The sequence below is a fragment of the Pseudomonas sp. SD17-1 genome (genome assembly GCF_029201585.1).
Classification (GTDB): domain Bacteria; phylum Pseudomonadota; class Gammaproteobacteria; order Pseudomonadales; family Pseudomonadaceae; genus Aquipseudomonas; species Aquipseudomonas palmensis.
Genome location: NZ_CP104044.1, coordinates 4,187,760 through 4,201,173, shown reverse-complemented (window position 1 = coordinate 4,201,173; position 13,414 = coordinate 4,187,760). Strand labels below are relative to the sequence as shown.

At 63.9% G+C, this 13,414-nt stretch carries 14 protein-coding genes and 1 pseudogene; 11 read left to right on the top strand and 4 right to left on the bottom strand.

What is annotated here, in order from left to right:
* Positions 1-54: 54 nt before the first annotated feature.
* Positions 55-1,017, bottom strand: a complete 963-nt coding sequence (locus N0B28_RS19065) for an alpha/beta fold hydrolase (RefSeq protein ID WP_078479752.1) — start codon at positions 1,015-1,017, stop codon at positions 55-57.
* A gap of 145 nt (positions 1,018-1,162) precedes the next feature.
* Between N0B28_RS19065 and aroC the strand changes: the two genes are divergently transcribed.
* The 3 genes and pseudogenes from aroC to N0B28_RS19050 all read left to right on the top strand — a co-directional run bounded on the left by aroC (position 1,163) and on the right by N0B28_RS19050 (position 3,967).
* Entirely contained in the window at positions 1,163-2,254 is a 1,092-nt protein-coding gene (aroC, locus tag N0B28_RS19060) for a chorismate synthase (RefSeq protein WP_043862708.1), read from the top strand.
* Between the two features lie 38 nt (positions 2,255-2,292).
* Positions 2,293-3,429 (top strand): annotated as a pseudogene (locus tag N0B28_RS19055) (MFS transporter); the annotation flags it as partial.
* A 10-nt stretch (positions 3,430-3,439) separates the two neighbouring features.
* Complete coding sequence (locus tag N0B28_RS19050) at positions 3,440-3,967, top strand: acireductone dioxygenase (RefSeq protein ID WP_078479751.1); 528 nt, start codon at positions 3,440-3,442, stop codon at positions 3,965-3,967.
* Between the two features lie 92 nt (positions 3,968-4,059).
* Here the strand turns inward: N0B28_RS19050 and N0B28_RS19045 are convergent, their stop codons facing one another.
* On the bottom strand, positions 4,060-4,332 hold the full coding sequence (locus N0B28_RS19045; RefSeq protein WP_043862711.1) for a DUF3509 domain-containing protein: 273 nt from the start codon (positions 4,330-4,332) through the stop codon (positions 4,060-4,062).
* Between the two features lie 273 nt (positions 4,333-4,605).
* Here N0B28_RS19045 and N0B28_RS19040 point away from each other — a divergent pair, with 273 nt between their 5' ends.
* Entirely contained in the window at positions 4,606-5,130 is a 525-nt protein-coding gene (locus N0B28_RS19040) for an ankyrin repeat domain-containing protein (RefSeq protein WP_054915837.1), read from the top strand.
* A gap of 59 nt (positions 5,131-5,189) precedes the next feature.
* The gene (locus N0B28_RS19035; protein ID WP_100634499.1) at positions 5,190-5,720 is read left to right on the top strand and encodes a hypothetical protein; all 531 of its coding nucleotides are present in this window, start codon (positions 5,190-5,192) and stop codon (positions 5,718-5,720) included.
* Here the strand turns inward: N0B28_RS19035 and N0B28_RS19030 are convergent.
* Positions 5,717-6,658, bottom strand: coding sequence for a ZIP family metal transporter (locus tag N0B28_RS19030; protein WP_043862714.1), 942 nt, complete (start codon positions 6,656-6,658; stop codon positions 5,717-5,719). The two genes, N0B28_RS19035 and N0B28_RS19030, sit on opposite strands and share 4 nt — an antisense overlap.
* Before the next feature lie 129 nt (positions 6,659-6,787).
* Here N0B28_RS19030 and N0B28_RS19025 point away from each other — a divergent pair, with 129 nt between their 5' ends.
* Entirely contained in the window at positions 6,788-6,979 is a 192-nt protein-coding gene (locus N0B28_RS19025; protein ID WP_043862715.1) for a PLDc N-terminal domain-containing protein, read from the top strand.
* A gap of 44 nt (positions 6,980-7,023) precedes the next feature.
* Here the strand turns inward: N0B28_RS19025 and N0B28_RS19020 are convergent, their stop codons facing one another.
* Positions 7,024-7,497 (bottom strand): methylated-DNA--[protein]-cysteine S-methyltransferase, encoded by a 474-nt coding sequence (locus tag N0B28_RS19020; protein ID WP_054915836.1) that lies wholly within the window; start codon positions 7,495-7,497, stop codon positions 7,024-7,026.
* A gap of 186 nt (positions 7,498-7,683) precedes the next feature.
* On the opposite strand from N0B28_RS19020, the gene N0B28_RS19015 reads away from it, so the two are divergent.
* The 5 genes from N0B28_RS19015 to N0B28_RS18995 all read left to right on the top strand — a co-directional run bounded on the left by N0B28_RS19015 (position 7,684) and on the right by N0B28_RS18995 (position 13,379).
* Entirely contained in the window at positions 7,684-9,771 is a 2,088-nt protein-coding gene (locus N0B28_RS19015; protein WP_078479749.1) for an LTA synthase family protein, read from the top strand.
* A gap of 263 nt (positions 9,772-10,034) precedes the next feature.
* Positions 10,035-11,210 (top strand): hypothetical protein, encoded by a 1,176-nt coding sequence (locus N0B28_RS19010; RefSeq protein ID WP_152644119.1) that lies wholly within the window; start codon positions 10,035-10,037, stop codon positions 11,208-11,210.
* Positions 11,207-12,541 (top strand): T6SS immunity protein Tli4 family protein, encoded by a 1,335-nt coding sequence (locus N0B28_RS19005; RefSeq protein WP_157811463.1) that lies wholly within the window; start codon positions 11,207-11,209, stop codon positions 12,539-12,541. The genes N0B28_RS19010 and N0B28_RS19005 overlap by 4 nt, the downstream gene beginning before the upstream one ends.
* A gap of 73 nt (positions 12,542-12,614) precedes the next feature.
* Positions 12,615-12,851, top strand: coding sequence for a hypothetical protein (locus N0B28_RS19000; protein WP_043862719.1), 237 nt, complete (start codon positions 12,615-12,617; stop codon positions 12,849-12,851).
* Positions 12,852-13,049: 198 nt separating this feature from the next.
* Positions 13,050-13,379 (top strand): ribonuclease E inhibitor RraB, encoded by a 330-nt coding sequence (locus N0B28_RS18995; RefSeq protein WP_043862720.1) that lies wholly within the window; start codon positions 13,050-13,052, stop codon positions 13,377-13,379.
* Positions 13,380-13,414 lie beyond the last annotated feature (35 nt).

Genomic DNA, 13,414 nt, shown 5'->3' with positions numbered 1-13,414 from the left:
CGGCTTATCGGCCGCTTTGCGCAAGACTGGAGACACAATTTGCGCCAATTCGCTTCATGCCGCCGGCAATCGACGAATGAACTCGACGATCCGCTCGCCCAGGGCACTGGCCAGGGGCAGCTCGGGGTTGTTGTAGCTGTCGCGCTGCTGGCTCATGGCACGCGGGCTGATGCGCAGCATGTGGTTCATGCCGTCGATCAGTGCCAGTTCGGCGTCGGGCTTGGCAGCGTGCAGTCTCTCGGCATCCTTGACCTCGACCTGGACGTCGTTGCGCCCCTGCACGATCAACGCCGGCAAGTGGAGGCGGGCGAAGGCGGCGGCCGGGTCCTGGCGAAACAGCGAGATCAGGTACGGCTGCACGCTGGGGCGAAACACGTCGCGCAGGTGCAGCGGTACCTGGGTGCTGGGCTGGCCGGCCTTGAGCTGCTCGATCAGGCGTACGGCCTGGGCCCGCTCGGTCGCCGGCAGGCGTTCACCCAGTTGCTCGCGCAGTACCTGATCGACCGGGCGCCCGCTGCCTGCCACTGAAATTACCGCGCTGGCGCCGGCCTGTTCGGCCGCGAGGCTGGCGATCAGTGCGCCCTCGCTGTGACCCAGCACGATCAGCGGGCCGAAGCGCGGGTCGGCCTTGAGCAGATGGCCCCAGGCAACGGCATCGGCCACATAGCGCTCGACGCTGAGGTTGCGTTCGTCGGGGGTTGCCGCGCGGCTGGCGGCCACCCCGCGCTTGTCGTAGCGCACGCTGGCAATGCGGTTGTTGGCCAGCAGCAGGGCCAGGCGCTTGAGGTTGTCGATACGTCCGCCGGCGGGATTGTTGCCGTCACGGTCGGTGGGGCCGGAGCCGGCGATGATCAGTACCACCGGTGGCGGCGTGTCGCTGCGCGGCAACAGCAGGCTGCCCTGCAGGGTGCCGTCGTCGGTCACCAGGCTGATCGGTCGTTGCAGTACCGTGGGGGCCGCGGCCTGGGCCAGGCCGGTAAACAGGAGGAACAACAGGGCGAACGTGCGCAGCATCATCAGGCCATTAGCGAGGAGGTGGCGTTTTGACTCGTCCGGCGGCATTAGGTTCGCGCCCGGAGGTGATCTAAGGGTATACCCTGCGTATACTGGTTGGCCTTGTTACCATCCAGTTAAAAATCAGGCTGAACGCGGAGCGCCCTGCATGTCCGGCAATACCTACGGCAAGCTGTTCACTGTCACCACCGCTGGCGAAAGCCATGGTCCGGCGCTGGTCGCCATTGTCGATGGCTGCCCTCCGGGCCTGGAGCTTTCGCTGGCCGATCTTCAGCACGACCTGGACCGGCGCAAGCCCGGTACCAGCCGGCACACCACTCAGCGCCAGGAGCCCGACGAGGTCGAGATTCTCTCTGGCGTGTTCGAGGGCCGTACCACCGGCTGCGCCATCGGCCTGCTGATTCGCAACACCGACCAGAAGTCCAAGGACTACTCGGCGATCAAGGACCTGTTCCGCCCGGCCCACGCCGACTACACCTATCACCACAAGTACGGCGAGCGCGACTACCGTGGCGGCGGCCGCAGCTCGGCCCGCGAAACCGCGATGCGCGTGGCTGCCGGTGCCATCGCGAAGAAGTACCTGGCCACCCAGGGCATCCGCATCCGCGGCTACATGAGCCAACTGGGCCCTATCGAAATCCCGTTCAAGACCTGGGAGTCGGTGGAGCACAACGCCTTCTTCAGCCCCGACCCGGACAAGGTGCCGGAGCTGGAGGCCTACATGGACCAGCTGCGCCGTGACCAGGACTCGGTGGGTGCCAAGATCACCGTGGTCGCCGAAGGCGTGATGCCCGGCCTGGGCGAGCCGATCTTCGACCGCCTCGACGCCGAGCTGGCCCATGCGCTGATGAGCATCAACGCGGTCAAGGGCGTGGAGATCGGTGCCGGCTTCGACAGCGTGGCCCAGCGCGGCACCGAACACCGTGACGAACTCACCCCCGAAGGGTTCCTCAGCAACAATGCCGGCGGCATCCTGGGGGGCATCTCCTCGGGGCAGCCGATCATTGCGCACCTGGCACTCAAGCCAACCTCCAGCATCACCACCCCGGGCCGTTCCATCGATGTGGATGGCAACCCGGTGGAGGTCATCACCAAGGGCCGTCACGACCCCTGCGTCGGCATCCGTGCCACCCCTATCGCCGAGGCGATGATGGCCATCGTGCTGATGGATCACCTGCTGCGCCACCGCGGCCAGAACGCCGATGTGCGGGTAGCCACCCCGGTGCTGGGCCAGCTGTAGTGCACCTGCCCGACGTCGACGCCACGGCCCGCTGAGCCGTGGCGCCGATTCCCTACTGGCGGCTGTCCAGCTTCTACCTGTTCTATTTCGCCTTGCTGGGTTCGACAGCGCCGTTTCTGGCGCTGTATTTCGATCACCTGGGGTTTTCCAGCGCGCGCATCGGCGAGTTGGTGGCCATCCCCATGCTGATGCGCTGCGTGGCACCGAACCTGTGGGGCTGGTTGGGCGATCGCAGCGGCCAGCGCCTGCTGATCGTGCGTCTGGGGGCCTTGTGCACCCTGGCCAGCTTTTCGTTGATCTTCGTGGCCAAGAGCTACGCCTGGCTGGCGCTGGTAATGGCCCTGCACGCGTTCTTCTGGCATGCGGTACTGCCGCAGTTCGAGGTCATCACCCTGGCCCACCTGCAAGGTCAGACTGCGCGCTACAGCCAGGTGCGGCTGTGGGGGTCGATCGGTTTCATCCTCACCGTGGTGGCCCTGGGGCGATTGTTCGAATGGTTGAGCCTGGACATCTACCCGGTGGCGCTGGTGGCGATCATGGCCGGCATCGTGCTGGCCAGCCTGTGGGTGCCCAATGCCCAGCCGCCAGGCCAGCACGAGCGCAGCGATGGTGGCGGCTTTCTCAGGCAACTGGCCAGCCCTGGCGTGGCCGCGTTCTACGTGTGCGTGGCATTGATGCAGTTGAGTCACGGCCCGTATTACACCTTTCTCACCCTGCACCTGGAGCGCCTGGGCTATGCCCGCGGCACCATCGGCATGGTGTGGGCGCTGGGGGTGGTGGCCGAGGTGCTGATGTTCCTGGCCATGAGCTGGATCCTGGCGCGGTTCTCGTTGCGTCGGGTGCTGTTGGCGAGCCTCTTACTGGCGGCCTTACGCTGGTGGCTGCTGGGGACCTTTGCCGAGTATCCGGGCGTGCTGCTGTTCGCCCAGTTGCTGCACGCCGCCACGTTCGGCAGTTTTCACGCGGCCGCCATCGCCTTCGTGCAGCGCAGCTTCGGCGCTCGCCAGCAGGGCCAGGGGCAGGCGCTGTATGCGGCCCTGGCGGGTACCGGCGGTGCGCTGGGTGCCCTGTATTCGGGCTACAGCTGGAACGCCCTGGGCGCCACCATCACCTTTAGTATTGCCAGCGTCGCGGCGCTGGTCGCAGCCGTTATCATTGCGTTTCGAATGAAAGAGGAAAGGCCCCATGAGCAGCCTGAGCGTGTTTCACCAGTCCACCCCGGACATTCCCAACAAGGTGCTGACCCACCTTGAAGACATCGCCGCGACACTGGCCGAGCAGGGGATAAGGTTCGAGCGCTGGACGGCGCAGTCGCCTGTGCAGGCCGATACTGGCCAGGCCGGTGTGCTGGCCGCCTACCAGGTGCAGATCGACCGGCTGCAACACGAAGGCGGTTACCGCGCCGTCGACGTGATCAGCGCCAGTGGCGATCCGATGAGCGAACTGCTGGACGAGCATGTGTATTCGGATGACCTGGTGCGTTTCTTCGCAGCCGGGCGCAGCCTGGTCAGCGTGCGGGCAGGGGAGTACGTGCATGCGGTGGTGTGCGAGAAGGGGGATCTGATCGTGGTGCCGGCGGGGTTGCGGGTATGGATCGATGGCGGGGACAACCCGCACTTCGTGGCGGTGCGACTGTTCAATCAGCCTGAAGGGGTGGTGGCGCAGTTCACGGGGGAGAAGCTGGCCGAGCGCTACGCGCGATTGGACGATTGATCACGCCGAGGCCACTGGCTTGCAAGCCAGCGCTCACAGGAACCAAGGTGATCCTGTGGGCACTGGCTTGCCAGCAAAGGCCGCTACGCGATTCAGCGATAGGTCGGTAGTGCGAACCGCTGTTGGCTTTGCAGCATCGAGATCACCGGCAGCTCGCTGGCCTGCTCGGCCAGGTCGCGGCGGATCGCGCTGATCGCCCACGACAGTTGCTCGGCACTGTGCAGCTGGCCATACGAAATCGAGCGCTTGACCTGTTTGCCGTCGGCGGCGCGCAACGTCAGCAGTACACCGCCATCAGGGCGAGCCTGGGTGGTGACGTCGTAGGCGGAAAATACCGAGGCGAATTTTTGCTGGATGAGGTCCATATCAGCTCCTGACTGTTGTGTGGCAGACATGAAGTGATAGGTGCAGCGACCGTGCCAGTTTTCCTTGATTGAAAAAAGCTTATAAAACAATGACTTAAAGTTGTCGTGCGCAATGGGTGCCGTGCATTCTGCATGGTCGTGCAATTTGCACAGTGCATTTTGCAGTGCCCTGCGGCCAATAGATTCGCTCTGTCGTCCTCATGGGATCTGCGAGGTTGACCCAAAGCCTTCCCTGGCAAAGACTTGGGATCTACCGCAGCCAGGAGGTTCCCGATGACCGACCACCCAACCCCCACCCCGATGAACGACGATGAAGCCGCAGCCTTTGCCGAAGAAGTGTTCGATCGGGCGCGCAAGGGGGACGCCGACATGCTTGGCCGTCTGCTGGAGAAAGGCCTGCCGGTCAACCTTCGCAATGGTAACGGCGACACGCTGCTGATGCTTGCCAGCTACCACGGCCACCTTGAGGCGGTAAGGGTGCTGCTTGAGCACGGCGCAGACCCGCAGATTGCCAATGACAAGGGCCAGTTGCCGATTGCCGGTGCCGCTTTCAAGGGCAACCAGGCGATGATCGAGCTGCTGGTGGAGAAGGGCGCGCTGATCGATGGAGCGTCTGCCGATGGCCGTACCGCGCTGATGCTGGCCGCGATGTTCAACCGCACCTCCATCGTCACCTACCTGCTCGGCAAGGGCGCGAACCCCAATCACCGCGACGCGCAGGGCGCCACCGCACTGGTTGCCGCGCAAACCATGGGCGCACCCGACACCGTCGCCCAGTTGCAGGCGCTGGCCGGCTAACTGCCAGGGGGCTTTTGCGGCTATCCTTGGCGACTTTTTTCGCCTCGCAGGGCCCCCGCATGAAAAACCAACTGGTCGAACTCATCGGCAAAATCAGCTCCGGCTGCCTTCCGGACGCCGAAATCGAGCGCATCGCCGACGAAGCGGCGCAGGCCTATGCCGACCCGCAGGCGTTCCTGGCGGCCAACCCCGACATCAACTACGACGACACCTTCCCGATCCCGCTGGGGGAGTGGGTGGTGATCGGCAGCCTGCCCGATACCGTGCTGTTCCAGGCCGACACCTACAGTGACCTGTTCCAGCAGATCACCGACTCGTTCGGCAAGGACGTTGCCTTCAACATCAAGCCCAAGCAACTGGTCAAGGTTGAGCCGCTCACGGCACTCAACCGCATCCAGGTGCAGATGGGCAGCATGAATAAGGAAAACGGCGGCTACACCCTGGTCAACCTCAGCCAGTTGCTGGACGACGAATTGCAGATGGTGCTGGTGTACGGCAACGACGTGCCGCGGGTGCTGGAGCTGTGCGCCGAGGTCGGCATCGCCGCGGCGCCTGCCCTGGAGGCGCTGCGGGTCGCGGTACACGTCTAGCCCAGCGCGGTATCCAGGAACATCATCACCGCGAAGCCGCCCATCAGGCCCAGGGTGGCCGAGGTCTGGTGGCCATTGCGGTGGGTTTCGGGGATCACCTCGTGGGATACCACGAAAATCATCGCCCCGGCCGCCAGGCCCATGCTCACCGGGTAGGCGATGGCGAAACCGGTGGAAATGCCCAGGCCGATCACTGCCCCGATCGGCTCCATCAGCCCCGAGCCGACCGCTACCAGCGCAGCCTTGAGGTTGGACAGGCCGGTGGCGCGCAACGCCAGTGCCACGGCCAGGCCTTCGGGAATGTCCTGGATGGCGATGGCGGTGGTCAGCGGCAGGCCCACGTTGAGGTCGCCGTTGGCAAAGCCCACGCCGATGGCCATGCCCTCGGGCAGGTTGTGCAGGGTGATCGCCAGCACGAACAGCCACACCCGGTTGATGCGTTCCGACTGTGGGCCGCAGGGGCCGGTGCTTTCGTGCTCATGGGGCGTGAAGCGGTCCAGGCCCAGCATCAGCAGCACCCCCAGACCCATGCCGACCACCACGGTCAAGGCCGCGAAAGGCCCGTTGCCGGTGATTTCACGCGCAGCCTCCAGGCCCGGCAGAATCAGCGAAAACGAACTGGCGGCGAGCATCATGCCGGCGGCGAAGCCGAGCATCACATCCTGCGAGCGGGCGCTGACGTCGCGCAGCACCACCGCCAGTACCGCGCCCAGCGCCGTGGCGCCAAACCCTGCCAGGCCGCCGAGCAGGGCCATGTGCAGGTTGTCCTTGTTGTCGCCATGCACCGCGTTCCAGGCACTGGCGACCAGCAGGCCGAGCACGGCGAGCAGGCTCAGGGCCAGGCCGGCACTGAGCCATGGGGTGGCCTGAACCTGGTGCAGCCAGGCGCTGCGCAGGGAGGTCGGGTTGGCGTTGGCGGAGCTTTGGGCGGGTGGCATGGAGGCCTCTGTGGTACGGAGTCGATCAATCGAGTGTAATCACTGCGCGGCGTGTGCGACGAGCGGTTCGCCGCTATGGGGCCGATAGCCAGCTACGCTGAAGGCAGGTTCAATCATGGGAGTATCACCATGGGGTCGACGTTCAACGGGTTGGTGGGGCTGGTCATTCTGGCGCTGGATATCTGGGCGATCATCAACGTGATCAAGAGCGGCGCCAGTGGCGGGGCCAAGGTGCTGTGGATCCTGCTGATCCTGCTGCTGCCGGTGCTGGGCCTTATCATCTGGGCGATTGCCGGGCCACGGGGCAACGTTAGGCTGTAGCGCCAGTCCAGGCTCGGGCGTGGGCCTCCCGGCGATGCGGCGGCTCAGATCAACCAGGCGCCCTCAAGCTGCAACAACTGCTGCTTGCGCTCCAGGCCACCTGAAAACCCGGTCAGGCTGCCGTCGCTGCCAATCACCCGGTGGCACGGCACGATCACCGCCACCGGGTTGGCGCCGTTGGCCGTGCCTACCGCGCGTATCGCCTTCGGCCGCCCGACGCGCTGCGCCAGTTGTGCATAGCTGGTGGTGGTGCCATACGGAATCTGCTGCAGCGCCCACCACACTGCACGTTGGAATTCGGTACCCCGTGGTGCCAGGGGTAGCTCGAAACGCTGGCGCCGGCCTTCGAAATACTCATCGAGCTGTCGCGCTACCGTATCCAGCTGCGCGCCCGCCGGCTGCCAGCTTTCGGCCAGTTGCCAGGGGTGGGCGCTGTCCATGTGCAGCAGGTGCAGACCTTGTTCATCACCGGCCAGCAGCAACTGGCCGATAGGGCTGGGGTGGTAGCGAAAGTACATGGTGAGTGGCTCCGGGCATGTCTGGCCCACACGATACCCGAACACTGAGCTATTGTTCGAGGCGCGGTTTTCAACATAATTTTCACATTCGATTGCTGACAATCCGCGCGCGAATTTCCGTTCGTCCAAGGGCCACGCAATGTCCCGGCCCTCATAAAAATCTGAACCCTAGGGATCTTCCTGTCCATGGCTAACACGGATGCCTTGAGTCATCAGCGAGCCGCTTCGCGCCCGTTGCTGCAACCAACGCTCAAATCACACCTCGCCTATACCTTGCTGTGCGGCCTGGTGATCATGCTGATGCTGAGCCTCGTGCGCCTGGCGCTGCTGCTCTACAACAGCGACATGATCGGTGACACCCCGCTCTCGACCGTCGCTGAAGGCTTTTTCAACGGCCTGCGCTTCGACCTGCGCGTGGTGGTGTACCTGAGCATTCCGCTGCTGCTGGCGATCCTCAGCGCTCGCGCCATGGCCGCCCGTGGCCTGTTTCGCGTATGGCTGACCCTGGCTTCCAGCGTGGTGATGTTCCTCGGCCTGATGGAGATGGACTTCTACCGCGAGTTTCACCAGCGCCTCAACGGCCTGGTGTTCCAGTATGTGAAGGAAGACCCCAAGACCGTTCTGAGCATGCTCTGGTACGGTTTTCCGGTGGTGCGCTACCTGCTGGCCTGGGCCTTTGGCACCTGGGTGCTGAGCCTGCTGTTCAAGGGCATCGACCGTCTTACCCGCCCGCGCGGCGAGTACTCCAGCAACGTCGCCGGCCTGCGCAGCGTGGCGCCCTGGTACCTGCGTGGCGCGGTATTCGTGGTGATCCTGCTGGTGGCCGTGATCGCCGCCCGTGGCACCTTGCGCCAGGGCCCGCCGATGCGTTGGGGTGACGCGTTCACTACCGACTCCAATTTCGTCAACCAGTTGGGCCTTAACGGCACCCTGACCCTGATCGACGCCGCCCACAGCCGTTTTGGCGAAGACCGCGGCAACATCTGGAAGGCTACCCTCGACCAGAGCCAGGCCCAGCAGACCGTGCGCGACATGATCCTGACCGAGCACGACCAGCTGGTGGATGCCGACAGTGCGGCGATCCGCCGTGACTTCACCCCGCCTGCGGCCAACAGCCTGCCGATCAAGAACGTCGTGGTAATCCTGATGGAGAGCTTCGCCGGCCACTCGGTGGGCGCGCTGGGCAGTACCACCAACATCACCCCGTACTTCGACAAGCTGGCCAAGGAAGGTCTGCTGTTCGACCGTTTCTTCTCCAACGGCACCCATACCCACCAGGGCATGTTCGCCACCATGGCCTGCTTCCCGAACCTGCCAGGCTTCGAATACCTGATGCAGACGCCGGAAGGCGGCCACAAGCTGTCCGGCCTGCCGGCGCTGCTCAGCGCCCGCGACTATGACGACGTGTACGTCTACAACGGCGACTTCGCCTGGGACAACCAGTCCGGGTTCTTCGGCAACCAGGGCATGACCACCTTCATCGGCCGCAATGACTTCGTCAACCCGGTGTTCTCCGACCCGACGTGGGGGGTGTCCGACCAGGACATGTTCGACCGCGGCGCACAGGAGCTTGCGCACAACTATGGCAAGAAGCCGTTCTATGCCCTGCTGCAGACCCTGTCCAACCACACTCCGTATGCGTTGCCCAAGGACCTGCCGGTGCAGCCGGTGACCGACCAGGGCCGCCTGAACGAGCACCTGACCGCCATGCGCTACTCGGACTGGGCGCTGGGCCAGTTCTTCGAGAAGGCGCGCAAGGAGCCGTACTTCAAGGAAACCCTGTTCGTGATCGTCGGCGACCACGGCTTCGGCAATGCCCAGCAGGTCACCGAACTGGACCTGGGCCGCTTCAACGTGCCGCTGCTGCTGATTGCGCCGGGCATCCAGGAAAAGTTCGGTGCGGTCAGCCACACCGTGGGCACCCAGGTCGACATCGTGCCGACCATCATGGGCCGACTGGGGGGCGAAACCCGTCATCAGTGCTGGGGGCGTGACCTGCTCAACCTGCCGGCCGGTGATGAAGGCATCGGCATGATCAAGCCATCGGGCAGTGAGCAGATCGTCGGCCTGGTGCAGGGCGATCGCATTCTGATCCAGTCCAAGGACATGTCGCCGCGCATGTACCGTTACCAGCTTGGGGCCAACTTCAAGGCCGAGGTGATCGAAAGCCCGGACCAGGCACAATTGAGCCGCAAGCTGGAGTCCTACATCCAGACCGCGACCAAGAGCCTGCTGGACAACACTGCCGGCGTGACTCACAGCACGCCGCAATGACGCACGGGCTGTTGCACTGACCAGGACCCCGGCTTGCCGGGGTCTTGGCTTTTCGGGCTGTGGGTGCTCAAATCACGCGCCTCAGCAAGAGGGGCCGACAGCGGTCCCGCAAAAAGGATGTTTGCGTGCGTGTGTTCGTGTTGCTGGTTTGCCTGTGCCATTCGATCCAGGCGGTGGCTGATGCCGTATCGCCTGCGCCCCAGATGGCTCAGGAATGTGTAGGGCGCTCGCGCATTGTGGTACCGGCCAGCCTGGAGTGGCAAATGAGCGGTCTTCGCCTGGGCGAGCCGTTCGCCCGCTTCATGCCTGGTGGCGATACGTGGCAGGCCGACTATGGCGCGCCGGTGTTCTCCGGGGAATCGCACCTGGTCACCATCGATGTGAGCCCGCTCACTACCCGTGAGCTGTACGACCGCCTCAAGGATCGTCTGGTCCTGAGCCGGGCCAATGCGCAGGGCGAGTACATCATGGCCGAGCAGACACGCATCGGGAACCTGATGACCCCGTACCTAAAGGCCCAGAAGCCGAGCGAGTACTACGCCTTGAACGAACGGTACAAGGCACTAGCGCGCACCTTCGAGCGCATCGACAAGATCCCCGGTGAGCGGGCGTCGCTCGAGGCGATGATCGCCGACTTCGCGGGCAAGGGCTGGCCAGTGGACACGCTGCAGGCGCGGCTTGAGCGGCTCAACCGTGAAGACGCGGGGTACCCCGTCTCCGATCGCTTCAAGTGGCAAGTCCTGCCGGACTTTGCCCTGGAGGATGGCTATGCGGTGTACAACGAGCATGGGTTGACCGTGGTGCTGTGGCGCCAGTCGCGCGTCTACAAGCTCAACTTCGGTTACATCGAACGTGGAGTGAGCAACGAGCAGGTGCTGCAGCGGCTGGACCCGCATGTGCGCCGTGTGCTCGCCGCCTTGCGTCCCCGCGCCGCCTTCGAAGTGCCTCGGCAACCGGGTATATGCCTGCCGTTCGGCTTTCTGGCCGATGACGGCACAGCCCCCTATGTGGTGCGCGCCGCGTGGTTCGGGCGGCACCAGGAGGCGGTCCGCTACGACCTTCAGGTGGCCAGCCAGTCGCTGCGCGAGCAGTTCGAGGCCCGGCGGGCCGCCGACCTGTCGCTCGATCGCGCTGATTTCCCCGTACTTGAGCAACTGCCGGAACGCCAGTTCCGGCTGGGGCAGATGACCATCCTGCAAACCACCACGCTGACCAAGTGGTACCTCGAACACGAAACGGATCGCCGCGAAACATTCCAGCTGCGCGCAGCGCACCTGGGCGCCACGCCCGTTCCTTCGATGATCCTGCAAGTGGACCAGTTGCACAGCCGCGACGGCCTGAGCCTGAAGCTGTTGGAGACAGAAGCCGTCGAGATACTGGGGCAGGTGCAGGCCCTGCCGAACGCACCGCAAGTGGCACAGAAAAGGAAACGTACATGAAGTCGTTACACATGAGCTGGATGTGGCTGGCGTTGCTGGCAGCGCCCCTGTCGGCGCTGGGTGAGCCGGATTACCAGACGCCGCCGGGTTGGCGTACCGAGTGCATGGGGCGGGTGCAGTTCGATGTGCCCAAGGAGATTGCCTGGCACCTTGCCGGGGGCTACTGGCAAAAGCCGGACTTCGACCCCGTGCGCCCAACCATCGCCCCGGGTGGCCAGCAGATCATGTATGGCGAGGGCGTGACACCCGAGCAGACCTACCTGGTGAAGATCGAAGTCAGCCCCGTGACGGATCGCAATGTCTTCGATCGCCTGCAGCTTATCCACGGGCCTAATCGCGGTTCGGCGCAAACACGCGTGGTACGTGCGCAGATCGACGCGCTGCAAGCCCAGATCGATGCAAAAAAGGCTGACGACGAAGACTATTCCGCGTTGCTTGAACAGCATCGCGCCCTGGACGACACCATTACGCGAATCAACTGGGTGAGCACCGAGTTGTTCGTACTCAACGACATGATCCGCGAGTTCTCGGCCACGGGGCGCCCCACCGTCAAACTGGAGGCTGAACGCGCAGCTTATCTCGAGGAACAGGCCAAGTGGCCGACCGACGCATTGTTCGAGCAAGAGCGCTTTCTGGACCTGGGGATTGCAGATACGTTCGCCGACTGGGTGCCGGGTGAGATGACGGCCCATCTCTGGCGTAACCAGCGCATCTATCGCTTTGTATTTCATGCAGGGTCGGACGCTGCCGGCGTACCGGTCTCACTGGAACGTGTCGAGCCCAGGGCACGTGCCTTGCTGGCGGCCTTTCGAACCCGCGAGCAATACGAAATCCCGCAGCAGCGCGGCTTTTGCCTGCCGTTCGGGTTCATTGCCGACGATGGCGCCCCGCATCATTCGATAACGCTGGGCTTCAACCCCGTGGGCAACCCGAACCTGCTGCACCGCCTGAGCATGGGGCGCGAGATCAGGAAAGACGCCGATTTCATGCCGAAGCTGTTGGAGCAGGTGATTTCCAGGCGGTTTCCGACGCTCGTCCAGACCGACATCTTCGGCCCGCTGCGCGTGCTTGTCGGCGCCCTCGACGGCAACCTTCGCGGTGCGCGCTACAAGGCCTATGATGCGTACCACAAGCCGGTGGATTACGAAACGTTCACGCTCGACGGCGACGCTCCGCCCACTGGATACCAGCCTGGCGTGGGGCTGACAGTGCTCGATGATCATTCCCAGCCGCAGCTTGCGTTCGAGCGCACCCGCGTCGATATGCTGCAGACCCTGAAAAGCATCCGGGCGCTGCCGGGCGGCCATCGTTTTGCGCCGCAGGCCGACTGAACAACCGCCCAGGCGCGGGGTCAACGGAAGGTAAGGCTGATTCACCCTGAGTCGCGTTACTGAGGAGAATCCAATGAAAGCGTGGGTAATTACCTTTGTTGACCAGAAAGGCGAAAGGACCTCGCTGTCGTTTGACGCCGAGCAGCAGCCCAGTATCGAAGAGGCGGCTCGGGTGATTCGCGCCCACCTCTATCCTGTCGTGGACAAGGCGGACCTCAATGATTTCGAGGGCCGCGTGTCGATGCCCACTGCCGAATGGCTGAAGCAGGACAGCGGCGTGGAGATCAAGGAAATCAAAGAACAGCCCTGAGCGCTCGCGCTACTGGCATACCCTTATGATTGGCGCTAGTCTGCAGCCAGGGTCACGGGTTATTTACCCAGCCGGCCCTTTTCCCTTAAACCATCGCTGCATCCGCTACATCCGCTCGAGTTGCCCACCCACGTTTGGCAGGGTGGGTCAGTGCGTAATGCACTGAAAGTCTATCCATCGCGACGAGGAGGACGATTCATGAGCAGCCCGTATGAGGACATCAGCAGCACGGTTCTACGCCGCATGAAAGAAGGCGGTTTCGATTTTGCCCAGATCCATCCCATCGAGTTCTATGCGGTGTTCCCGGACGAGGAGCGGGCGCGCAGGGCCGCAGGCAAGTTTCGTGGTGAATCGATCAACACCCAGGTACGCGAAAGCGACGAGGGGTGGCAGCTGGAGTTGAGCAAACTGATGTTCGCCACCTATGGCGGCATCGGCGAGTTCGAGCATGACTTCGAGCTGGCAGTTTCCCCTTTGGGCGGCCAGATACAGGGCTGGGGCGTCAAGCAGGAGCGACTGCTGGCCTGAGCCTGTGTATCCGCGGGGCGGCCATGCCGCCCCCA